This window comes from Mycobacterium paraintracellulare, from assembly GCF_000276825.1.
Lineage (GTDB): Bacteria > Actinomycetota > Actinomycetes > Mycobacteriales > Mycobacteriaceae > Mycobacterium > Mycobacterium intracellulare.
In genome coordinates, this window is sequence record NC_016948.1 from 1,365,496 (window position 1) to 1,388,109 (window position 22,614).

Annotated in this window: 23 protein-coding genes and 1 tRNA gene; 21 read left to right on the forward strand and 3 right to left on the reverse strand. The window is 67.2% G+C overall.

Going from position 1 to position 22,614, the window contains the following annotated elements:
- Positions 1-194 precede the first annotated feature (194 nt).
- Positions 195-566 (reverse strand): nuclear transport factor 2 family protein, encoded by a 372-nt coding sequence (locus tag OCQ_RS06570; protein WP_008254766.1) that lies wholly within the window; start codon positions 564-566, stop codon positions 195-197.
- A 68-nt stretch (positions 567-634) separates the two neighbouring features.
- Between OCQ_RS06570 and OCQ_RS06575 the strand changes: the two genes are divergently transcribed.
- Both OCQ_RS06575 and OCQ_RS06580 read left to right on the forward strand, forming a co-directional pair.
- Positions 635-1,165 carry an NUDIX domain-containing protein gene (locus OCQ_RS06575; RefSeq protein WP_008254768.1) on the forward strand — a complete coding sequence of 177 codons (531 nt, stop codon included), beginning with the start codon at positions 635-637 and terminating at the stop codon, positions 1,163-1,165.
- Between the two features lie 60 nt (positions 1,166-1,225).
- Positions 1,226-1,735: an Rv2253 family sensor-like surface protein gene (locus OCQ_RS06580; protein ID WP_263646012.1), complete on the forward strand. Its 510-nt coding sequence runs from the start codon at positions 1,226-1,228 to the stop codon at positions 1,733-1,735.
- A gap of 15 nt (positions 1,736-1,750) precedes the next feature.
- Here OCQ_RS06580 and OCQ_RS06585 read toward each other — a convergent pair whose 3' ends face one another.
- Complete coding sequence (locus OCQ_RS06585; protein ID WP_026071516.1) at positions 1,751-2,434, reverse strand: hypothetical protein; 684 nt, start codon at positions 2,432-2,434, stop codon at positions 1,751-1,753.
- Positions 2,435-2,609: 175 nt separating this feature from the next.
- Between OCQ_RS06585 and OCQ_RS06590 the strand changes: the two genes are divergently transcribed.
- The gene (locus tag OCQ_RS06590) at positions 2,610-2,933 is read left to right on the forward strand and encodes a hypothetical protein (RefSeq protein ID WP_008254773.1); all 324 of its coding nucleotides are present in this window, start codon (positions 2,610-2,612) and stop codon (positions 2,931-2,933) included.
- 35 nt (positions 2,934-2,968) lie between these two features.
- On the opposite strand, the gene OCQ_RS06595 is transcribed toward OCQ_RS06590, so the two are convergent.
- Positions 2,969-3,041: transfer RNA gene (locus tag OCQ_RS06595), tRNA-Arg, on the reverse strand.
- A gap of 115 nt (positions 3,042-3,156) precedes the next feature.
- Between OCQ_RS06595 and argS the strand changes: the two genes are divergently transcribed.
- From argS to OCQ_RS06685, 18 genes are all read left to right on the forward strand, one after another.
- On the forward strand, positions 3,157-4,809 hold the full coding sequence (argS, locus tag OCQ_RS06600; protein ID WP_008254775.1) for an arginine--tRNA ligase: 1,653 nt from the start codon (positions 3,157-3,159) through the stop codon (positions 4,807-4,809).
- On the forward strand, positions 4,806-6,224 hold the full coding sequence (gene lysA, locus OCQ_RS06605) for a diaminopimelate decarboxylase (RefSeq protein ID WP_008254777.1): 1,419 nt from the start codon (positions 4,806-4,808) through the stop codon (positions 6,222-6,224). Before argS ends, lysA begins: the two co-directional genes overlap by 4 nt.
- A gap of 4 nt (positions 6,225-6,228) precedes the next feature.
- Positions 6,229-7,554 (forward strand): homoserine dehydrogenase, encoded by a 1,326-nt coding sequence (locus OCQ_RS06610; protein ID WP_009955311.1) that lies wholly within the window; start codon positions 6,229-6,231, stop codon positions 7,552-7,554.
- Entirely contained in the window at positions 7,551-8,633 is a 1,083-nt protein-coding gene (thrC, locus tag OCQ_RS06615; RefSeq protein WP_008254781.1) for a threonine synthase, read from the forward strand. The genes OCQ_RS06610 and thrC overlap by 4 nt, the downstream gene beginning before the upstream one ends.
- Before the next feature lie 76 nt (positions 8,634-8,709).
- A complete protein-coding gene (gene thrB, locus OCQ_RS06620) occupies positions 8,710-9,657 on the forward strand; it encodes a homoserine kinase (protein ID WP_165576447.1) in 948 nt (315 codons plus the stop codon).
- Between the two features lie 267 nt (positions 9,658-9,924).
- A complete protein-coding gene (gene rho / locus OCQ_RS06625; protein WP_008254784.1) occupies positions 9,925-11,793 on the forward strand; it encodes a transcription termination factor Rho in 1,869 nt (622 codons plus the stop codon).
- Positions 11,794-11,958: 165 nt separating this feature from the next.
- Entirely contained in the window at positions 11,959-12,189 is a 231-nt protein-coding gene (gene rpmE, locus OCQ_RS06630) for a 50S ribosomal protein L31 (RefSeq protein ID WP_008254787.1), read from the forward strand.
- A gap of 99 nt (positions 12,190-12,288) precedes the next feature.
- On the forward strand, positions 12,289-13,362 hold the full coding sequence (gene prfA, locus OCQ_RS06635) for a peptide chain release factor 1 (RefSeq protein ID WP_008254789.1): 1,074 nt from the start codon (positions 12,289-12,291) through the stop codon (positions 13,360-13,362).
- A gap of 28 nt (positions 13,363-13,390) precedes the next feature.
- Positions 13,391-14,317: a peptide chain release factor N(5)-glutamine methyltransferase gene (gene prmC, locus OCQ_RS06640; RefSeq protein ID WP_008254791.1), complete on the forward strand. Its 927-nt coding sequence runs from the start codon at positions 13,391-13,393 to the stop codon at positions 14,315-14,317.
- Positions 14,318-14,365: 48 nt separating this feature from the next.
- Positions 14,366-15,025, forward strand: coding sequence for an L-threonylcarbamoyladenylate synthase (locus OCQ_RS06645; protein ID WP_008254793.1), 660 nt, complete (start codon positions 14,366-14,368; stop codon positions 15,023-15,025).
- Between the two features lie 61 nt (positions 15,026-15,086).
- Positions 15,087-16,265, forward strand: a complete 1,179-nt coding sequence (gene rfe / locus OCQ_RS06650) for a UDP-N-acetylglucosamine--decaprenyl-phosphate N-acetylglucosaminephosphotransferase (protein WP_008254794.1) — start codon at positions 15,087-15,089, stop codon at positions 16,263-16,265.
- 216 nt (positions 16,266-16,481) lie between these two features.
- Complete coding sequence (locus OCQ_RS06655; protein WP_008254797.1) at positions 16,482-16,976, forward strand: ATP synthase subunit I; 495 nt, start codon at positions 16,482-16,484, stop codon at positions 16,974-16,976.
- Complete coding sequence (gene atpB / locus OCQ_RS06660; protein WP_008254800.1) at positions 16,969-17,727, forward strand: F0F1 ATP synthase subunit A; 759 nt, start codon at positions 16,969-16,971, stop codon at positions 17,725-17,727. The genes OCQ_RS06655 and atpB overlap by 8 nt, the downstream gene beginning before the upstream one ends.
- 84 nt (positions 17,728-17,811) lie before the next feature.
- Entirely contained in the window at positions 17,812-18,060 is a 249-nt protein-coding gene (locus tag OCQ_RS06665) for a F0F1 ATP synthase subunit C (RefSeq protein ID WP_024636915.1), read from the forward strand.
- 9 nt (positions 18,061-18,069) lie between these two features.
- Positions 18,070-18,603 carry a F0F1 ATP synthase subunit B gene (locus OCQ_RS06670; protein ID WP_008254811.1) on the forward strand — a complete coding sequence of 178 codons (534 nt, stop codon included), beginning with the start codon at positions 18,070-18,072 and terminating at the stop codon, positions 18,601-18,603.
- 6 nt (positions 18,604-18,609) lie between these two features.
- Positions 18,610-19,950 (forward strand): F0F1 ATP synthase subunit B/delta, encoded by a 1,341-nt coding sequence (locus OCQ_RS06675; protein ID WP_008254814.1) that lies wholly within the window; start codon positions 18,610-18,612, stop codon positions 19,948-19,950.
- A gap of 70 nt (positions 19,951-20,020) precedes the next feature.
- A complete protein-coding gene (gene atpA / locus OCQ_RS06680) occupies positions 20,021-21,676 on the forward strand; it encodes a F0F1 ATP synthase subunit alpha (RefSeq protein ID WP_008254816.1) in 1,656 nt (551 codons plus the stop codon).
- A gap of 6 nt (positions 21,677-21,682) precedes the next feature.
- Positions 21,683-22,597: a F0F1 ATP synthase subunit gamma gene (locus tag OCQ_RS06685; protein ID WP_008254818.1), complete on the forward strand. Its 915-nt coding sequence runs from the start codon at positions 21,683-21,685 to the stop codon at positions 22,595-22,597.
- The last annotated feature ends 17 nt before the right edge of the window (positions 22,598-22,614 follow it).

Below are 22,614 nucleotides of genomic sequence, written 5' to 3' on the forward strand. Positions count from 1 at the left end.
ACCCCACCTCTGATGACATTGGCGCTCACGTGTTGCTATGACTATCGGGCACCGTGCCGGTTGACGCCAGTGCGACATGTGCTCAAGCGCGAATTGATTGGGCGGGCGGGCGGGCGGTGGGCCGCGGCCAAAGGCACTGCGATCGTGGGTGCGAATCCGAGTTAAGCCATATGCCAACGGGATTGGCGACCGGGCTACAACACCTGGACGTCAGCCGGTGACCAGAAGGCGCGCATCGACGTGATTTTGGCGTCCGCGTCGAACGACATCGTCGAGATGGGGGAGATTCGGGTGCGGCTGTCACCGGCGTCGAGCGTGAGGTGCCAGAAGAAGGCGGCTTCGCTGCCGGAGACCCGCAATTCGGCGAGTTCGGTGTCCTTCTTGGCGTCTTGGAATCCCGCATAGAACGCGCGGATGGCGTCATGCCCGCGGCGAATGTCGGCGCCGATCGGATCCTCGATGGTGGCATCGGCGGCGTAGAGGGTCACGATGTCGTCGGCGGTGCCCGTGGCGACGAGCGCGAGGTAGCGATTGACGGTCTCGGTGATGGCTTGCGGGGACGGCATGGATTCGGACGCTACTCCCTCGCCATGGCCACCGCTTCGGGTGCGGTGTGCACGGCAATACTGGCGGCGTGACGTTCATCGAATGCCTCGCGAGCCGCGAGATCTACCGGAATCCGTGGATGGTGCTGCGCGAGGATGACATCCGCCGCCCGGACGGCAGCACCGGCCTCTACGGCGTCGTCGACAAGCCGGGCTACGCGCTCGTGATGCCCTATGACGGGCGACGCTTCCGGTTGGTCGAGCAGTTTCGCTACCCCATCGGGGAGCGGCGTTGGGAGTTTCCCCAAGGCACCGCCCCGGACCTGGCCGACGCCGACCCGGCCGAGTTGGCCTCGCGTGAGCTGCGCGAGGAAACCGGATTGCGCGCAACGACGTTCGAGGCGCTCGGCGAGCTCGACGCGGCCCCGGGGATGACCAGTCAGCGCGGCTGGGTGTTTCTGGCCACGGGCATCATCGAGGGCGAAGCCGACCGCGAACACGAGGAACAGGACATGCGCAGCGCGTGGTTCGCCCGCGACGAGGTGGAGCGGATGATCCGCGAGGGCGTCATCGCCGACGCGCAGTCGATCGCCGCCTACGGACTGTTCCTGTTGCGCTGAAAACCGTGATCGTGTCCTCGCCGAGATCACACCGCGTCATCGGACGCTCACCATTGACCGATGCGACCGAGGCTTCGGGTAGTTGCGGTCCTCGCAGCCGTGACTGCCTCGGTCGCCGGCGCCCCCGCCGTCTGCGCCCATGCGGTGTCGCCGTCGTGGAACGGCAAATACTCACTGGTGCGGTATGCGGCCGGCAAAACCGGCACCAGCGTCGCCGCGACGCAGGCCGAAGCCACGTTCAGCGCCGACTACGTCTTCACCACCGCATGCTCGTCGGGCCGGTGTGTGGCCACCGCCACCGACGGGCCCACGCCCAAGAATCCGACCCTGCCCCAGCCGTCGCGCTACACCTGGGACGGGGCGAAATGGGTGGAGCGCTTCGACTTTCAGTGGGATTGCTATATGGGCGAGGGCGCGCCGAAGGTGTGGGCGCCCGCGCGGTCGTGGGCCTTCTACACGCCGCAGGCGGACGGATCGTTGCGCGGTGTCTGGCACACCGACATCAACGGCGGCCCGTGCCGCGGAACGGTCGAAATGCCGGTGGCGGCGTTTGCCGCCGGGACGGCCTGACGAAGGCGACGCCGATCAATCCGGCGCGCTGGTCATGGAGGCGATGTAATACACCTCGTGACCGGTCGGATAGCCGCCACCGTCGGTGGCGATGTGGACGTGGTCGTAATGGTTGGCGGTCTCCGAGCCCAGGTCGGCCGTCCAGTTGCCCCCGCCGACGCCCGGGTAGATCTTCTGGCGCCAGATCACGTGATTGATGCCCCAGCGCTTGGCGTTCGCCAGCGCATACCCGGCGATCTGGTTGCCGAGGTCGATGCCCTCGGGGGTGTGGAAGTTCGGGATCATCACGTCGATCGCCAACCCCTTGGGATGCCACGGCAGCGGGTCCTCCCGATACCCGTAGATCGTCTTGATCTGCGGAAAGAGCACTCCGATCGCGCGGGCCGCCCAGATGGTCTTGACCTGTAGCCGATCCTCGGACGCGACGCCGCGGGGCAACGCGAGCTGGAACTGCTGGCCGGCGGAGGGGGCGGGTGGTGCCAGGGCGGTGAGCGCCTCCACCTCCGCGGGACTGGCGGTGTGCGGTGGGCTGGGTGGCGGGGCCGCCGCCGCGGTGGCGCTGGTGGGGGCCGCCGCCGGCGTCTCGGCGCAACACCGCGGCTTGGTGCCCTGGGCGTGGATCATGGCGGCCGAGACGACGAGCGACGCCGCGACCGCCAGCCATCGGCCAGCGCCCTTGGCGAACACTCTCACGCCCACGGCCAGCAGCTTAATGTCGCCTGTGACCTGTGTGGCGGTGTTTTCAGAAGACGGGCGTGCGACGCGTCGTTCGAGCGAATGTGACCGTCTGGCCTACAGCAGAAGTGGGTAAACAACGCACTAGCGCGCGGCGCAGAAGTTCGAGAGCGAGTCACCGGTCGAAAGGCGGCAGCACATGGTTCGTCACGAGGGGGGCCGATGGGACGTCGGAATCAAGGCCGCCGCGGTCTACGTCGAGCGCATCTCGGACAGCGACGAGCGCCTTTTCGAGGATTCGTTGGCCGCCGAGGAGGCGCGCGACCTGGCGGGGCTGCTGACGAAGTATGCGGACAAGCTCGACGAGGCGACGTATTCCGATAAGGCCAAGGAGTCCGGCGAGGGCGAGGAGTCTGCCAAGGCCGAGGAGTCCGACGAGTCCGACGAGTCCGAAAAGGCGGAGAAGTCAGAGGACTCCGACGGGCCAGAGGACTCCGATGAGTCGGACAAGTCGTCGGATTAAGCGCAAAAGTACCATCTGACCTGCGGTAACACCGGTGCCCCCGGCAGGATTCGAACCTGCGGCCTTCTGCTCCGGAGGCAGACGCTCTATCCCCTGAGCTACGGGGGCGCTACAACTTTGTTGTTGCACCATTGGGCTCCGACAGACTAGCGCATCCAGGCGGCCGCCCCGCCACCGCAACGGATTCGGGGCGCGGGCATGCGAGCCAATAGGATGGACGCTCGTGACCCCCGCTGACCTCGCTGAGCTGCTCAAAAACACCGCCGCCGCGGTGCTGGCCGAGCGCGGGCTGGACGCTGCCATGCTGCCGGCGACGGTGACCGTCGAGCGGCCCCGCAATCCCGAGCACGGCGATTACGCCAGCAACCTGGCGATGCAGCTGGGCAAAAAGGTCGGTGCCAACCCCCGCGAGCTCGCCGGATGGCTCGCCGAGGCACTCGCGCAGGCCGACGGCGTCGCTTCCGCGGAGGTGGCCGGACCGGGCTTCATCAACCTGCGCCTCGAGGCGTCGGCGCAGGCGGTCGTGGTCAACAACGTCATCGACGGCGGCGCTCGCTACGGCCATTCCGACGCGCTGGCCGGTCACCACATCAACCTGGAGTTCGTCTCGGCCAACCCGACCGGGCCGATCCACATCGGCGGAACCCGCTGGGCCGCGGTCGGCGACGCGCTGGGCCGGCTGCTGTCCACCCAGGGCGCCGACGTGGTGCGCGAATACTATTTCAACGACCACGGCGCCCAGATCGACCGCTTCGCCAGCTCGCTGATCGCCGCGGCCAAGGGCGAACCCACCCCGGAAGACGGCTACGCGGGCGCCTACATCAACGACATCGCCGCCCAGATCGTGCAGAAGGCCCCCGACGCGCTGAGCCTGCCCGCCCCCGAGATGCACGAGACCTTCCGCGCCATCGGCGTCGACCTGATGTTCACCCACATCAAGGAGTCGTTGCACGAATTCGGCACCGACTTCGACGTCTACACCCACGAAGACGCGATGCACACCAGCGGACGGGTCGACGAGGCCCTCGCCAAGCTGCGCGAGACCGGCAACATCTACGAGAAGGACGGCGCAACATGGTTGCGCGCCAGTGCCTTTGGTGATGACAAGGATCGCGTCGTGATCAAGAGCGACGGGAAGCCCGCCTACATCGCCGGGGACATCGCCTACTACCTGGACAAGCGGCAACGCGGCTTCGACCTGTGCATCTACATGCTCGGCGCCGACCACCACGGGTACATCGCCCGCCTCAAGGCGGTCGCCGCCGCCCTCGGCGAGGACCCGGCCACCGTCGAGGTGCTCATCGGCCAGATGGTCAACTTGGTCCGCGACGGCCAGCCGGTCCGGATGAGCAAGCGCGCCGGAACCGTGCTCACCCTCGACGATCTCGTCGAGGCGATCGGCGTCGACGCCGCCCGCTACAGCCTGATCCGGTCCTCGGTGGACACCCCGATCGACATCGACCTCGCGCTGTGGTCGTCGGCGTCCAACGAAAACCCGGTCTATTACGTGCAATACGCGCACGCCCGGCTCTCGGCGCTGGCCCGCAACGCCGCCGAACTCGGTCTCATCCCCGACACCGGGAACCTCGGGCTGCTCGACCACGACAAGGAGGGGACGCTGTTGCGCACCCTCGGCGAATTCCCGCGGGTGCTCACGACGGCGTCGTCGCTGCGCGAACCGCACCGGATCTGCCGCTACCTGGAAGACCTCGCCGGCGACTACCACCGGTTCTACGACTCCTGCCGGGTGCTGCCGCAGGGCGACGAGCAGCCCACCGATCTGCACACCGCGCGCCTGGCGCTGTGCCAGGCGACCCGCCAGGTGATCGCCAATGGCTTGGCGATACTCGGCGTCACTGCCCCGGAGCGAATGTGAACGTTCATCCCGCCGGTCCTCGGCACGCCGAAGAGACCCGCCACGCCGACAGCCCGCCGCGGCCGCAATCCGCCGAGGAGCTGCTGCTGTTGGCGCCAAACGTGTGGCCCCGCAACACGACTCGCGATGAAGGCGGAGTCGCCAGCATCGCAGGGGTTGCGGTGACCGACCTCGCCCAGGAGTACGGCACCCCGCTGTTCGTCGTCGACGAGGACGATTTCCGGTCCCGCTGCCGCGAGATCGCGTCGGCGTTCGGTGGGGGCAAGAACGTGCACTATGCCGCGAAAGCCTTTCTGTGCAGCGAGATCGCGCGCTGGATCGACGAGGAAGGCCTGTCGCTCGACGTGTGCACCGGCGGCGAGCTGGCCGTTGCGCTGCACGCCAACTTCCCGCCGGAGCGGATCACCTTCCACGGCAACAACAAGTCGGTCGCGGAATTGACCGCGGCGGTCAAAGCCGGTGTCGGCCACGTCGTTTTGGACTCGATGACCGAGATCGAGCGTCTGAATACCATTGCGGGCGAGGCGGGTATCGTCCAGGACGTCTTCGTCCGTCTCACGGTCGGCGTCGAAGCGCACACCCATGAGTTCATCTCGACCGCACACGAGGACCAGAAGTTCGGACTGTCCGTGGCCAGCGGCGCGGCGTTGGCCGCCGTCGGCCGGGTATTCGAAGCCGAACACCTGCGGGTGGTGGGTCTGCACAGCCACATCGGTTCGCAGATCTTCGACGTCGCCGGCTTCGAACTCGCCGCGCGCCGTGTCCTCGGCCTGCTGCACGAGGCCGTCGAGCAGTTCGGCGTGGACAAGACCGCGCAGATCTCGACCGTGGATCTCGGTGGCGGACTTGGTATCTCGTATCTGGCCGCGGACGACCCGCCGCCGATGGGCGAACTGGCCGCCAAGCTGAGCGCGATCGTGAAGAACGAGTCGGAGGCTGTCGGGCTGCCGACACCGCGGCTGGTCGTCGAGCCCGGACGAGCCATCGCCGGACCGGGCACCATCACCCTCTACGAGGTGGGCACCGTCAAGGACGTGGACGTCAGTGCCACGGCACACCGGCGCTATGTCAGCGTCGACGGCGGCATGAGCGACAACATCCGCACCGCCCTGTATGACGCCCAATACGACGCCAGGCTGGTCTCCCGGCTCAGCGATGCACCCGCCGAGCTGGCGCGTGTTGTCGGAAAGCATTGCGAGAGCGGCGATATCGTCGTGCGCGACACGTGGGTGCCCGGCGACCTGCATCCCGGCGACCTCATCGGGGTGGCCGCCACCGGCGCCTACTGCTATTCGTTGTCGAGTCGGTACAACATGGTCTGCCGTCCCGCCGTCGTCGCGGTGCGTGACGGGCGCGCGCGCCTGCTCCTGCGCCGCGAGACGGTCGACGATCTGCTGAGTCTGGAAGTGAGGTGAACTGGTGCCGCGTGAGGAAAAGCCGGTCGGTGTAGCGGTACTCGGGTTGGGCAACGTCGGCAGCGAAGTCGTCCGAATCATCGAGGAAAGCGCCGATGACCTCGCGGCCCGCGTCGGCGCGCCCCTGGTGCTGCGCGGCGTCGGAGTGCGCCGCGTCGCCGACGACCGTGGCGTTCCCGCCGAGCTGCTCACCGACGACATCGAAGGGCTCGCCGCGCGCGATGACGTCGACATCGTCGTGGAGCTCATGGGACCGGTCGAGCCGTCCCGCAAGGCCATCCTGTGCGCCCTCGAACACGGCAAATCGGTCGTCACGGCGAACAAGGCGCTGCTGTCCATCTCCACCGGCGAGCTGGCGCAGGCGGCCGAAAGCGCGCATGTCGACCTGTATTTCGAGGCGGCGGTGGCGGGCGCGATTCCCGTCATCCGGCCGCTCACCCAGTCGCTTGCGGGCGACACGGTGTTGCGGGTCGCGGGCATCGTCAACGGCACCACGAACTACATCCTGTCCGCGATGGACAGCACCGGCGCCGACTACGACACCGCGCTGGCCGAGGCCAGCGCGCTCGGCTACGCCGAGGCCGACCCCACCGCCGACGTCGAGGGATACGACGCCGCCGCCAAGGCCGCGATCCTGGCGTCCATCGCGTTCCACACGCGGGTGACCGCCGACGACGTCTATCGCGAGGGCATCACCAAGGTCACGCCGGCCGACTTCGAGTCCGCCCGTGCGCTGGGCTGCACCATCAAGCTGCTGTCCATCTGCGAGCGCATCACGGACGGCGATGGCCAGGAGCGGGTCTCGGCCCGCGTCTATCCGGCTTTGGTGCCGCTGTCGCATCCGCTGGCCACGGTCAACGGGGCGTTCAACGCGGTCGTGGTCGAGGCCAAGGCCTCCGGAAGGCTGATGTTCTACGGCCAGGGCGCCGGCGGCGCGCCGACCGCGTCCGCCGTGGCCGGGGACCTGGTGATGGCCGCGCGCAACCGGGTGCTGGGAAGCCGCGGGCCGCGGGAATCCAAGTACGCCCAACTCCCCGTAGCCCCAATGGGTTTGATCTCCACGCGCTACTACGTCAGCATGAACGTGGCGGACAAGCCCGGCGTGTTGTCCTCGGTGGCAGCCGAATTCGCCAAACGCGAGGTCAGCATCGCCGAGGTGCGGCAGGAGGGCGTCGCGGACGAGGGCGGACGACGGGTGGGGGCACGGATCGTCGTGGTCACCCACCGCGCCACGGACGCCGCGCTGTCCGAAACCGTCGACGCGCTCGCCGACCTCGATGCCGTGCAGAGCGTGACGAGCGTGCTGCGACTGGAAGGGACCACCCTATGAGCGCGCCGCGCACCGCCGTCCACCAACCCTGGCCCGGGCTCATCGAGGCCTACCGGGACCGGTTGCCGGTGGGCGACGACTGGACCCCGGTCACCCTGCTCGAGGGCGGCACCCCGCTGATCGCGGCGACCCGCCTGTCGGAAAAGACCGGCTGCACAGTCCATCTCAAGGTCGAGGGCCTCAATCCCACCGGCTCCTTCAAAGACCGGGGGATGACGATGGCGGTCACCGATGCGGTGGCGCGCGGCCAACAGGCCGTGTTGTGCGCCTCGACCGGCAACACCTCGGCGTCGGCGGCGGCCTATGCCGCCCGCGCCGGGATCACCTGCGCGGTGCTGATCCCGCAGGGCAAGATCGCGATGGGCAAGCTGGCGCAGGCGGTGATGCACGGCGCCAAGATCATCCAGATCGACGGCAACTTCGACGACTGCCTGGAACTGGCCCGAAAGATGGCCGCCGACTTCCCGACGATCTCCTTGGTCAATTCGGTCAACCCGGTGCGCATCGAGGGCCAGAAGACGGCCGCGTTCGAGATCGTCGACGCGCTCGGCGCAGCGCCGGACGTGCACGCCCTTCCGGTCGGCAACGCGGGCAACATCACCGCGTACTGGAAGGGATACACCGAGTATCACCACGAGGGCCTGATCGAAAAGCTGCCGCGGATGCTGGGCACCCAGGCGGCCGGCGCGGCCCCCCTGGTGAACGGTGCGCCGGTCAAGAACCCGGAAACGATTGCGACCGCGATCCGCATCGGCGCGCCCGCGTCGTGGACGGCCGCGGTCGACGCGCAGCGCCAATCCAACGGCCGCTTCCTGGCGGCCACCGACGAGGAGATCCTGGCCGCCTACCACCTGGTGGCCGAGTCCGAAGGTGTCTTCGTCGAACCCGCCTCGGCGGCCAGCATCGCGGGTCTGCTCAAGGCCGTCGACGACGGCTGGGTGGCCCGCGGGTCGACGGTCGTGTGCACGGTGACGGGCAACGGGCTCAAGGATCCCGACACGGCACTACGGGATATGCCCACCGTGACCGCGCTGCCGGTTGATCCGGTCCTGGTCGTCGAAAAACTGGGGCTGGCGTAGTGCGGTCACCGAGCGTGGGGCCTATGGACGAATTCCAGGCAGGCCACGTACATAGCGCCCACACTCGGCGGTCACGTTGGTGACCTCGATGCTGCCCGCCGGGCTGGTAGCCACCGCCGTGGTTTCGGCCTCCAGCGCAAACCTCGGGCCGGGCTTCGACAGCATCGGTCTGGCGTTGAGTCTGTGCGACGAAATCACCGTGGAGACAACTTCTTCCGGCTTGGTCGTCACGGTAGAGGGGGAAGGTGCCGGCCAACTGCCGGTGGACGCCGACCATCTGGTGGTGCGCGCCCTCGAGCGCGGCCTGCAAGCTGTCGGGGTCCGCGCCCCCGGGCTGGTGGTGCGGTGCCGCAACGCCATCCCCCATTCCCGCGGCCTGGGCTCGTCAGCGGCGGCGGTGGTGGGCGGGCTTGCGGCCGCGAACGGCCTTGTCGCGCAGACGGATTGGCAGACGCTCGACGACACCCAGCTGATTCAATTGTCCTCGGACTTCGAGGGTCATCCCGACAACGCGGCGGCGGCCGTGCTGGGCGGTGCGGTCGTGTCGTGGGTCGACCGCAGCGGTGATCACCCGCGGTACGCGGCGGTGCCGCTGCGGCTTCACCCCGACATCCACCTGTACTGCGCCGTTCCCGAGGAACGCTCCCTGACGGCCGAGACCCGCGTGCTGCTGCCGGCGCAGGTCAGCCATGACGACGCACGCTTCAACGTCAGCCGCACCGCGTTGCTGGTGGTCGCGCTGACCGAACGCCCGGACCTGCTCATGGCGGCCACCGAAGATGTGCTCCACCAGCCGCAGCGCGCACCGGCCATGCCCGCCTCGGCGGAATATTTGCGGCTGCTGCGGCGTCATAACGTGGCAGCGACGCTGTCCGGGGCTGGTCCATCGGTGATCGCGATGACCACGGCGGCGGGGTTGCCCCCGGAGGCGGTGGAGTACGCCGCCACAAGCGGATTTGCCCTCATCAAGATGGCTGCCGGCGAACGAGTTCGCTGGAGTCCGGGAGTCACCGTCGCGGGTTGATCAACAGCGTGGCCGGAGGGTTTGCTTGCTTCCAGCAGGGATGGGGGCTATCCTCGGAGCCGTCCAGCAATCGCAGCATCTGCATCTGCATCCATACTGCCTTGCCGCTAGGACAACACCAATTCTTCTTGTGGACGAGGTTCGCCGTTTACTCCGCCGATCCAGGCGATCACCGTTGCAGAGTCGATGATTGGGCGCACTCGGCAATTTGGCTGAATGCAACGAACCCCCCGTATGACGTGATCATTGGGGGAAGAAAGGAACTCCGTGACTGATACGGACCTGTTCACGGCTGGCGAAAACACTGACGCCAATCAACTGTCTAATGCCGTGACCACCGACACTCCCGACGCGAAGACGAACGCTTCGGCCGGCGCCCTGTCCACCATGGTGCTGCCCGAGCTACGCGCGCTGGCTAACCAGGTCGGCGTCAAAGGGACGTCGGGAATGCGTAAGAACGAACTGATCGCCGCGATCAAAGAAGTCAGGGGACAGGCCAACGGCGTGCCCGCCAACGGCACGAAGTCCACTGAGGACAGCGGCAAGCCGGACACCAAAGACGACGACACCAAAGACACCAAGGACGACAACGGCGCTGACGCACCGGCGGCCAAGGAAGGCCAGAACGGCGCGGCCCCCACCGAGGCGCCCCGCCGCGAACGACGCGGCGCTTCCCGCGACGCGGGATCGACCGACCGCGCCAACGAGGATGCCGATCGCGAGCGCGCCGGCGGCCGAGATGGCGGCGCCACCGGCGAGACCGACGGCCGCGAAGGCAAGCAGGACAAAGACAACCAGAACGAGAACCGCGGCCAGGGTGGCGGGAGCGAGGATCAACAGGGCTCCGGCGGCCAGCAGGGCCGTGGCGGGTCGAACCAGCAGGACGACGACGGCGAAGGACGCGGCGGCCGGCGGGGACGCCGCTTCCGCGACCGCCGGCGCCGGGGCGAGCGCTCCGGAGAGGGCGGCGACGCCGAACTGCGCGAGGACGACGTCGTCCAGCCGGTAGCCGGCATTCTTGACGTCCTCGACAATTACGCGTTCGTGCGCACCTCCGGCTACCTGGCCGGGCCCCATGACGTTTACGTGTCGATGAACATGGTGCGCAAGAACGGCCTGCGCCGCGGTGACGCCGTCACCGGCGCGGTGCGCGTGCCGAAGGAAGGCGAGCAGCCCAACCAGCGGCAGAAGTTCAACCCGCTGGTACGCCTGGACAGCGTCAACGGCGGCTCGGTCGAGGACGCCAAGAAGCGCCCCGATTTCTCCAAGCTGACGCCGCTGTATCCCAACCAGCGTCTTCGCCTGGAAACCACGCCCGACCGGCTGACCACGCGGGTCATCGACCTGATCATGCCGATCGGGAAGGGCCAGCGTGCGCTGATCGTGTCGCCGCCCAAGGCGGGTAAGACGACGATCCTGCAGGACATCGCCAACGCGATCACCAAGAACAACCCGGAATGCCACCTCATGGTCGTGCTCGTCGACGAGCGGCCCGAGGAGGTCACCGACATGCAGCGTTCGGTCAAGGGTGAGGTCATCTCCTCGACCTTCGACCGGCCGCCGTCCGATCACACCCAGGCCGCCGAGCTGGCCATCGAGCGGGCCAAGCGGCTCGTCGAGCAGGGCAAGGACGTCGTCGTGCTGCTGGACTCGATCACACGCCTCGGGCGCGCCTACAACAACGCCTCGCCGGCGTCGGGCCGCATCCTGTCCGGTGGTGTCGACTCCACCGCGCTGTACCCGCCCAAGCGCTTCCTGGGCGCCGCGCGCAACATCGAGGAGGGCGGCTCGCTGACCATCATCGCCACCGCGATGGTCGAGACGGGGTCCACCGGTGACACGGTCATCTTCGAGGAGTTCAAGGGCACCGGTAACGCCGAGCTCAAGCTGGACCGCAAGATCTCCGAACGCCGGGTCTTCCCGGCGGTCGACGTGAACCCCTCCGGCACCCGTAAGGACGAACTGCTGCTGTCGCCGGACGAGTTCGGCATCGTGCACAAGCTGCGCCGCGTGCTGTCGGGCCTGGATTCCCACCAGGCCATCGACCTGCTGATGTCGCAGCTGCGCAAGACGAAGACCAACTACGAGTTCCTGGTCCAGGTGTCCAAGACGACGCCCGGGATGGACAACGACTAGGGGGACCGTCGCTCCCGCTAAACCACGCACAAGACACGCCGGGCGCCAGCGCCGTGATTTAAGTTCGCGGCGACCGCCCCGGGAATGGCGAAGCCCATCCCGCTGTTTTGGGGCATGACGGTTGACCCGGCATAATCGGACGCTGAAACGATCGAAGAGGACACCATGAAAGCTGACATTCACCCCGCCTACGCGGAGACCACCGTGCTCTGCGGATGCGGCAACACCTTCCAGACGCGCAGCACCAAAGAGGGTGGCCACATCACCGTCGAGGTCTGCTCGCAGTGCCACCCCTTCTACACCGGCAAGCAGAAGATCCTGGACAGCGGTGGCCGGGTCGCCCGCTTCGAGAAGCGCTACGGCAAGCGCAAGGCCGGAGCCGCTGCCGACAAATAGCTCGGTTACCGACGCCCGAACTGTGCGTGCAGTCGCACAGGCCGGGCGTCGGTTTGCGTTTGCGGCAGTGACGGGCGACAACGGGGCAGGAGGTGTGGCATGACGAAGCCGGTACAGACCATTGACGTGCTGCTGGCCGAGCACGCCGACCTCGAGCGACGGCTGGCCGACCCCGAACTGCACAGCAACCCCGACGAGGCCCGCAAGGCCGGACGGCGCTTCGCGCGGCTGGCCCCGATCGTCGGCACCTACCGCAAGCTGATGGCCGCCCGTGACGACCTCGAGGCCGCGCGCGAACTGGCCGCCGACGACGATTCCTTCGCCGCCGAGGCGAGCGATCTGGAATCCCGGGTGGCCGAGTTGGACACCCAGCTCACCGACATGCTGGCCCCGCGCGACCCGCACGACGCCGACGACATCGTGCTCGAGGTCAAATCCGGTGAGGGCGGGGAAGAGTCGGCGCTGTTCGCCGCCGACCTGGCCCGGATGTACATTCGCTACGCCGAGCGGCACGGCTGGACCGTCACCGTGCTGGACGAAACCACCTCGGACCTCGGCGGTTACAAGGACGCGACGCTGTCCATCGCCAGCAAGGGTGATTCGGCCGACGGGGTCTGGTCGCGGATGAAGTTCGAGGGCGGGGTGCACCGGGTTCAACGCGTCCCGGTGACGGAATCCCAAGGCCGCGTTCACACTTCGGCGGCGGGTGTGCTCGTGTATCCCGAACCCGAAGAAATCGGCGAGGTGCAGATCGACGAGTCGGACCTGCGCATCGACGTCTACCGTTCGTCGGGCAAGGGCGGCCAGGGTGTCAACACCACCGACTCCGCGGTGCGGATCACGCACTTGCCCACCGGAATCGTGGTCACCTGTCAAAACGAGCGCTCGCAGCTACAGAACAAGGCGCGGGCGCTGCAGGTTCTGGCGGCGCGCCTGCAGTCCTTGGCCGAAGAACAGGCGCTGGCGGACGCGTCGGCGGACCGGGCCAGCCAGATCCGCACGGTGGACCGCAGCGAGCGCATCCGCACCTACAACTTCCCGGAGAACCGGATCGCCGACCACCGCATCAACTTCAAGTCGCACAATCTCGATCAAGTGCTCGACGGCGACCTGGATGCGTTGTTCGATGCCCTGGCCGCGGCCGACAAGCAAAGCCGGCTGCAACAAGCATGACGTCCCAGCGGCGACGCGGAGCGAAGCGATGAGGAGCGGGACACGCCAGCTCAGCCTGCGGCGCGCGATCGACGATGCGACGGCCACCCTCGCCGAAGCGGGAATCGACTCCGCGCGTTGGGATGCCGAGCAGCTGGCCGCGCACCTGGCGGGCATCGACCGCGGTCGCCTGGCGTTGCTCGAATCGCCCGGCGAGGACTTTCTCGGACGGTACCGCGACGCGGTGGCCGTCCGTTCGCGACGCGTGCCGCTGCAGCATCTGCTGGGGACGGCGGCATTCGGTCCGGTGCAGCTGCGCGTCGGCCCCGGCGTGTTCATACCCCGCCCCGAAACCGAGGCCCTGCTGGAATGGGCCCGCGCGCAACGACTTGCGCCCCGGCCGGTCATCGTCGACCTGTGCACCGGGTCCGGCGCTTTGGCGGTGGCGCTGGCCCACCACCGGGCCGAATTGGGGCAGGAGGCACGAATCGTCGCTCTCGACAACTCCGACGCCGCCCTCGAGTACGCGCGCGGTAACGCTGAGGGCACGGCGGTCGAGATCGTGCGGGCCGACGTCACCGAACCCGGTCTGCTTCCGCAACTGGACGGAAGGGTCGACCTGATCGTGGCCAACCCGCCCTATGTTCCCGAAGGCGCCGTGCTGGACCCTGAAGTCGCCCAACATGATCCCTACCAGGCGGTGTTCGGCGGGCCGGACGGTCTGGCGGTGATTGCTCCGATAGTGCGCCTCGCCGGCCGTTGGCTGCGTCCCGGGGGGCTGATCGGCATCGAGCATGACGACACCACCTCGCGCGAGACCATGGAATTGTTCGTTCGCACCGGGCTTTTCGAGGACGTCCAGGCGCGTCAGGACTTGACCGGCCGGCCGCGGTTCGTGACGGCGAGGAGGAGTGGCGCCAATGACGCGCGTCGCGACGATGCAGAGCGCAGCGATGAGGAGGAGTGGCGCCGATGACGCGCGTCGCGACGATGCAGAGCGCAGCGATGAGGAGGAGTGGCGCCAATGACCGACGTCTTTGACTGCGCCGATCCCGAGCAGCGCGCGCTCGGAATCGCCGCGGCGGCAGGAGCTCTCAAGGGCGGGCGGCTCGTGGTCATGCCGACCGACACGGTGTACGGCATCGGTGCCGACGCGTTCAACAGCGCCGCGGTCTCGGCGCTGCTCTCGGCGAAGGGGCGTGGGCGCGACATGCCGGTGGGCGTGCTGGTCGGCTCCTGGCACACCATCGAGGGGCTCGTCTACACCATGCCGGACGGCGCCCGCGACCTGATCCGCGCGTTCTGGCCGGGCGCGCTCAGCCTGGTGGTCACACAGGCGCCGTCGTTGCAGTGGGACCTCGGCGATGCCCGCGGCACCGTGATGCTGCGGATGCCGCTGCACCCGGTCGCCATCGAACTCCTGCGTGAAGTGGGACCGCTGGCGGTCTCGAGCGCCAACATCTCCGGCCGTACGGCCGCCGTGGACGCCGGTGAGGCGCGAGATCAACTCGGCGATCTCGTCGACGTCTACCTGGAAGCGGGTCCGTCCGAGCAGGGCGCCGCCTCCACGATCGTGGACCTGACCGGACCCACGCCACGCATCCTGCGGCCGGGCCCGGTCAGCGCGGAGCGCATCGCCGAAGTCCTCGGTGTCGATCCTGAGGGCCTGACCGCCGAGGCCTGACTGGAGCGGTTGTCGCGAGCTCCCAGGTTTGTGCACTACGGTCTCGTTGGTGTCCAGCGACATGACCAACCTTGCCGGTGGTTTGCTCGCCCTTTCTGACCGCGGCGCCGGTGTTCCGCTACGCGAGCTGGCGCTGGTGGGACTCACCGCGGCGATCATCACCTATTTCGCCACCGGACCGGTCCGCGTGCTGGCGACCCGGCTGGGCGCCGTCGCCTACCCTCGGGAGCGCGACGTACATGTCACACCCACCCCGCGCATGGGCGGGCTGGCGATGTTTCTCGGCGTCGTCACCGCGGTGTTCCTGGCCTCCCAGCTTCCCGCGCTCACCCGCGGGTTCGTCTACTCCACGGGCATGCCAGCGGTCCTGGTGGCCGGCGCGGTCATCATGGGGATCGGGCTGATCGACGACCGGTGGGGCCTGGACGCCCTGACCAAGTTCGCCGGCCAGATCACCGCGGCCAGCGTGCTGGTCACCATGGGTGTGGCCTGGAGCGTCCTGTACATCCCCATGGGCGGGGTCGGCACCATCGTGCTCGACCAGGCGTCGTCGATCCTGCTGACGCTGGCGCTCACCGTATCGGTGGTCAACGCGATGAACTTCGTCGACGGGCTCGACGGTCTGGCCGCCGGGCTGGGCCTGATCACCGCGTTGGCGATCTGCATGTTCTCGGTCGGGCTGCTCCGCGACCACGGCGGCGACGTCCTCTTCTATCCGCCGGCGGTGATCTCGGTGGTGCTCGCGGGGGCGTGTCTGGGCTTTCTGCCGCACAACTTTCATCGCGCCAAGATCTTCATGGGCGACTCCGGCTCGATGCTGATCGGCTTGATGCTGGCCGCCGCCTCCACGACGGCGGCCGGCCCCGTTTCGCAAAACGCCTACGGCGCCCGCGACGTGTTCGCCCTGCTGTCACCGTTCCTGCTGGTCGCGGCCGTCATCTTCGTGCCGATGCTCGATTTGCTGCTGGCGATCGTGCGCCGCACCCGCGCGGGCCGCAGCGCGTTCAGCCCCGACAAGATGCATCTGCATCACCGGTTGCTGCAGATCGGCCATTCCCACCGCCGCGTGGTGTTGCTGATTTATCTGTGGGTCGGCATCGTCGCGTTCGGCGCGGCGAGCACGATCTTTTTCCGCCCCCGCGACACCGCCGCGGTGATGCTGGGCGCCATCGTGGTCGCCGGCGTCGCGACGGCGATCCCGCTCTTGCGCCGGGGTGACGACTACTACGACGAGGGGTAGTAGTAGGGGCGTGTTGTGTGGTACGGTCCAGGTAGAACCCCAAAAAGCCGCACAGGCGACCGGCCCCTCGGAGGCTCATCCGATCGGGCTGGTTCAAGACCGGCCTCGGGAGATACCCCTTGGGTGATTCAACTGTGACGTGCGATACGCTCGGCGGACCACCGATCAGTCGGTCGAGGGGTTCCCGTTTCACCAACCTGGGATTGAGGTGCTGCAGTGACGACACCAGCGCAGGACGCGCCGTTGGTGTTTCCCTCTGTTGCTTTCCGTCCGGTTCGGCTCTTCGCGATCAGCATTGCCATCACGGCGGTGGCGGTGCTCGCAGCCGGGCTGTCCGGTCACCTGATGGTTGGCGTCTTCTTCGGGATCGGGCTGCTGCTGGGTTTGCTCAATGCGGTACTGGTGCGTCGCTCCGTTGAGTCGATCACCGCGAAGGATCACCCGCTGAAAAGGTCGATGGCCGTCAACTCGGCGTCTCGGCTGGCCATCATCACCGTCATCGGGCTGATCATCGCCTACGTCTTCCGGCCCGCCGGCCTGGGCGTGGTGTTCGGATTGGCGCTTTTCCAGATCCTCTTGGTGGCATCGACGGCGCTGCCGGTGTGGAAGAAGCTGCGCGCCGGCGACTGGGTGGAATCCGCGGACGGTGCCGGAGGCGGCGTCAACGCAGGATCGGAAGGTACGGAAGGAAGGAACACCACCGATGCCTGAGACGACGTTCCTGGCCGAAGGTGCGATCGAGGTCGGCGAACACAACCACGCCACCTGGCTCGGCATGACCGTCAACACCGACACCATCATGTCGACGGGGATCGCCGCGCTGATCGTGCTCGCGCTGGCCTTCTTCCTGCGGGCGAAGATCACCTCGACCGGTGTCCCCAGCGGTGTTCAGTTGTTCTGGGAAGCCATCACGGTCCAGATGCGCGACCAGATCGAGAGCGCGGTCGGCATGCGGATCGCGCCGTTCGTGTTGCCGCTGGCCGTCACCATCTTTGTGTTCATCCTGATCTCCAACTGGCTGTCGGTGCTCCCGCTGCAGTACACCGACGCCTCCGGGCACACCACCGAGCTGCTGAAGTCGGCGGCGGCGGACATCAATTACGTTCTGGCGCTGGCCCTTTTCGTCTTTGTCTGCTACCACGTGGCCGGCATCTGGCGCCGCGGCGTCGTCGGACACCCCCTCGCCGTGCTCAAGGGCCACGTGGCGTTCCTGGCGCCGATCAACGTCGTCGAGGAGCTGGCCAAGCCAATCTCGTTGTCGCTGCGACTTTTCGGCAACATCTTCGCCGGCGGCATCCTGGTCGCGCTGATCGCGCTGTTCCCGCCGTACATCATGTGGGCGCCCAACGCGATCTGGAAGGCCTTCGACCTGTTCGTCGGGGCGATCCAGGCCTTCATCTTCTCGATTCTGACCATCTTGTACTTCAGTCAAGCCATGGAGATCGAGGATCACCATGACTAAAGCCACCATGAATTGTTTTGTCCCACGCACCATTACAGAGGCCTGGTAGACCCCTACCAGATATCAAGGAGGATAAGAATGGCTCTGGACCCCCAAGTCGCTGCCGCTGCACTCATCGGCGGTGGACTCATCATGGGCGGCGGCGCGATCGGTGCCGGTATCGGTGACGGTATCGCCGGTAACGCGCTGGTTTCCGGGATCGCCCGGCAGCCCGAGGCGCAAGGTCGGCTGTTCACGCCGTTCTTCATCACCGTCGGTCTGGTTGAGGCGGCCTACTTCATCAACCTGGCCTTCATGGCGCTGTTCGTCTTCGCAACACCCGTCGGCACCTAGTTCGCTGTGATGGGTGACGCGAGCCTGAGCGTTCTGGCGTCCGGCCAGGTGGTGGCAGAGGGAGGCAACAACTTCCTCGTTCCCAACGGCACCTTCTTCTTCGTGCTGGCCATCTTCCTGATCGTGCTGGCCGTCATCGGCACGTTCGTCGTGCCGCCGGTCATGAAGGTGTTGCGCGAACGCGACGCCATGGTTGCCAAGACGGCCGCCGACACCAAGAAGGCGGCCGAGCAGTTCGAGGCCGCCCAGGCCGATTACGAAGAAGCCATGACCGAAGCCCGAGTGCAGGCGTCGTCGTTACGCGACAACGCGCGCGCCGAGGGCCGTAAGGTCGTGGAAGAGGCGCGGGCCCGGGCCGAGCAAGAGGTGTCCTCGACGTTGCAGCTGGCCGCCCAGCAACTGAAGCGGGAAAGGGACGCCGTGGAACTGGATCTGCGTGCCAACGTGGCGTCCATGGCGGCGACGTTGGCCAGTCGCATCCTCGGCGTCGACGTCGCCCCCGCTGCAGCGACCACATCCGCAACCAAGACATCCGGACGGTAATTACGTATGTCGACTTTCATCGGCCAGTTGGTGGGCTTTGCGGCCATCGTGTTCCTGGTGGTGCGTTATGTCGTGCCGCCGGTGCGTCGGTTGATGGCCGCGCGGCAGGCCACGGTGCGCCAGCAATTGAAGGACGCGGCCGCGGCGAGCGATCGGTTGACCGAGTCGACCACCGCCCACAGCAAGGCCGTGGAGGACGCCAAGGCAGAGTCGAAACGCGTTGTCGAAGAGGCGGAGTCGGACTCCAAGCGCATCACCGAGCAGTTGTCGGCCCAGGCCGGTGTCGAGGCGGAACGCATCAAGTCGCAGGGCGGCCGCCAGGTCGACCTGCTGCGTACCCAGCTGAGTCGTCAGCTGCGCCTGGAACTCGGTCACGAAGCGGTGCGCCAGGCCGGCGAGCTGGTGCGTAACTTCGTCGCCGACTCCGCACAGCAATCGGCCACCGTGGATCGATTCCTCGACGACCTCGACGCGATGGCGCCCGCCTCGGCGGATGTCCAGTATCCGCTGATGACCAAGATGCGCTCGTCGAGCCGTGTCGCGCTGACCAACCTCTCGGAGTGGTTCAGCACCATCACCAAAGACCTTGACAACAAGGGACTTTCCACCCTGTCCGGCGAACTCGTCTCCGTGGCGCAGATGCTGGACCGCGAAATCGTTGTCACCCGGTACCTCACCGTGCCCGCCGAGGACGCGGAACCCAGGACCCGGTTGATCGAGCGGTTGCTCGCCGGCCAGGTCGGCGACGCTACCCTCGACGTTCTGCGCTCGGCCGTATCGGAGCGCTGGTCGGCCAGTTCCGACCTCATCGACGCCCTCGAGCATGTCTCGCGGCAGGCGCTGCTCGAAGTCGCCGAACGTGAGGACAAGGTCGACGAGATCGAGGAACAACTGTTCCGGTTCTCGCGCATCCTGGACGCGCAACCACGACTGGCGATCTTGTTGGGCGACTACGCCGTTCCGGTGGAAGGCCGAGTTGCGTTGCTGCGCAAGGTGCTCGACAGCGCGAGCACCAAGGTTCATCCGATCGCGGCCGCGCTGCTGACCCAGACGGTCGAGTTGCTCAGGGGCCAGCCGGCCGAGGAGGCCATCCAGTTCCTCGCAGAGGTCGCGGTGGCGCGCCGCGGCGAAGTCGTCGCGCAGGTCAGCGCCGCGGCCGACCTGAGCGACGCCCAGCGCACCCGCCTGACCGAGGTGCTCAGCCGCATCTATGGTCACCCGGTGGCGGTGCAGCTGCAGATCGACAGCGAACTGCTGGGCGGGCTGCTCATCTCGGTGGCCGATGAAGTGATCGACGGAACGCTCGCGTCCCGTCTGACCGCGGCCGAGGCGCAGTTGCCCGACTGACCACCCCAGACCAACCACAAATCCATCCCGACGCACGCGTTACGAAGATCAAGTAGGAAGACGAAAAGCCATGGCCGAGTTGACAATCTCCGCTGGTGACATTCAGAGCGCCATCGAGGAGTACGTAGGCTCTTTCACCTCCGACACCGCCCGCGAAGAGGTCGGTACCGTCGTCGACGCCGGTGACGGCATCGCCCACGTCGAAGGCCTGCCGTCCGTGATGACCCAGGAACTTCTCGAGTTCCCCGGCGGCGTGCTCGGCGTCGCGCTCAACCTCGACGAGCACAACGTCGGCGCGGTGATCCTGGGTGACTTCGAGAAGATCGAAGAGGGCCAGCAGGTCAAGCGCACCGGCGAGGTCCTCTCGGTCCCCGTCGGCGACGCGTTCCTGGGCCGCGTGGTCAACCCGCTGGGCCAGCCGATCGACGGTCAGGGCGACATCGAAACCGACGTCCGGCGCGCCCTGGAGATCCAGGCGCCCTCGGTGGTTCAGCGGCAAAGCGTGAAAGAGCCCCTGCAGACCGGGATCAAGGCCATCGACGCGATGACGCCGATCGGCCGCGGCCAGCGCCAGCTGATCATCGGCGACCGCAAGACCGGCAAGACCGCCGTCTGCGTCGACACCATCCTCAACCAACGGCAGAACTGGGAGTCCGGCGACGAGCGCAAGCAGGTGCGCTGCGTCTACGTGGCCATCGGCCAGAAGGGCACCACGATCGCCTCGGTCCGGCGCGCGCTCGAAGAGGGTGGTGCGATGGACTACACCACCATCGTCGCGGCGCCGGCGTCCGACTCGGCCGGGTTCAAATGGCTTGCGCCCTACACCGGTTCGGCGATCGCCCAGCACTGGATGTACGACGGCAAGCACGTGCTGATCGTCTTCGACGACCTGAGCAAGCAGGCCGAGGCATACCGCGCGATCTCGCTGCTGCTGCGCCGCCCGCCCGGCCGCGAGGCCTACCCGGGTGACGTGTTCTACCTGCACTCAAGGCTTTTGGAGCGTTGCGCCAAGCTTTCCGACGAACTCGGTGGCGGCTCGCTGACCGGTCTGCCGATCATCGAGACCAAGGCCAACGACATTTCGGCCTACATCCCCACCAACGTCATCTCGATCACCGACGGGCAGTGCTTCCTCGAGTCCGACCTGTTCAACCAGGGTGTGCGGCCGGCCATCAACGTCGGTGTCTCGGTGTCCCGCGTGGGCGGCGCCGCCCAGATCAAGGCGATGAAGGAAGTGGCGGGCTCGCTGCGTTTGGACCTCTCGCAATTCCGCGAATTGGAATCGTTCGCGGCCTTCGCCTCCGACCTCGACGCGACGTCGAAGGCCCAGCTGGACCGTGGCGCGCGGCTGGTGGAGCTGCTCAAGCAGCCCCAGTACCAGCCCATGCCCGTCGAGGAGCAGGTGATCTCGATCTTCCTCGGCACCGGTGGCCACCTGGACTCGGTGCCCGTTGAGGACGTCCGGCGCTTCGAAACCGAATTGCTGGACCACATCCGGGCCTCCGAAGAGAAACTCCTGTCGGGGATCCGCGACACCCAGAAGCTCTCCGACGAGGCGGCCGAAGAACTCGAGAAGGTCATCAACAACTTCAAGAAGGGCTTCGCCGCCACCGGTGGTGGATCGGTGGTGCCCGACGAGCACGTCGAGGCGCTCGATGAGGGCGAGCTCGAAAAGGAATCGGTGAAGGTCACCAAGCCCGCACCCAAGAAGAAGGCAAAGAAGTAGCAACCTATGGCTGCCACACTTCGTGAATTGCGCGGACGCATCCGCTCGGCCGGGTCGATCAAAAAGATCACCAAGGCCCAGGAGCTGATCGCGACGTCGCGGATCGGTCGCGCTCAGGCGCGGCTGGACGCCGCCAGACCGTACGCCTTCCAGATCACCGCGATGCTCACCACGCTGGCCGCCGAGGCCGCCCTCGACCACCCGTTGCTCGTCGAGCGGCCCGAACCGAAGCGGGCGGGCGTGCTGGTGGTGACGTCGGACCGAGGTCTGTGCGGTGCCTACAACGCGAGCATCTTCCGCCGCGCCGAGGAGCTCTTCTCCTTGCTGCGGGAACAAGGCAAGACGCCGGTGCTGTACGCCGTCGGCCGTAAAGCGCTGAATTACTACAAGTTCCGCAACTGGGACATCAGCGGCTCCTGGACCGGCTTCTCCGAGCAGCCGCAGTACGAGAACGCCGCCGAGATCGGCGAGACGCTGGTCAACGCGTTCATGCTGGGCACCGGCGACGAGGACGAAGGCCAGTCCGACGTCGAGGGCGTCGACGAGTTGCACATCGTCTACAGCGAGTTCAAGTCGATGTTGTCGCAGGCGGCGGTCGCACACCGGATCGCCCCCATGGTGGTCGAATATGTCGAGGAACCGCCCGAAGTGCGAACGTTGTATTCGTTCGAGCCGGATGCGACAACGCTTTTCGAGTCGCTGTTGCCGCGGTACCTGACCACCCGTGTTTACGAGGCGCTGCTCGAATCGGCGGCATCGGAGCTGGCCTCGCGCCAACGCGCGATGAAGTCGGCCACCGACAACGCAGACGACCTCATCAAGGCCCTGACGCTGATGGCGAACCGCGAGCGGCAGGCCCAGATCACCCAGGAGATTAGCGAAATCGTCGGTGGCGCAAACGCGCTCGCCGACGCCCGCTAGGTAGCACCACTAGGAAG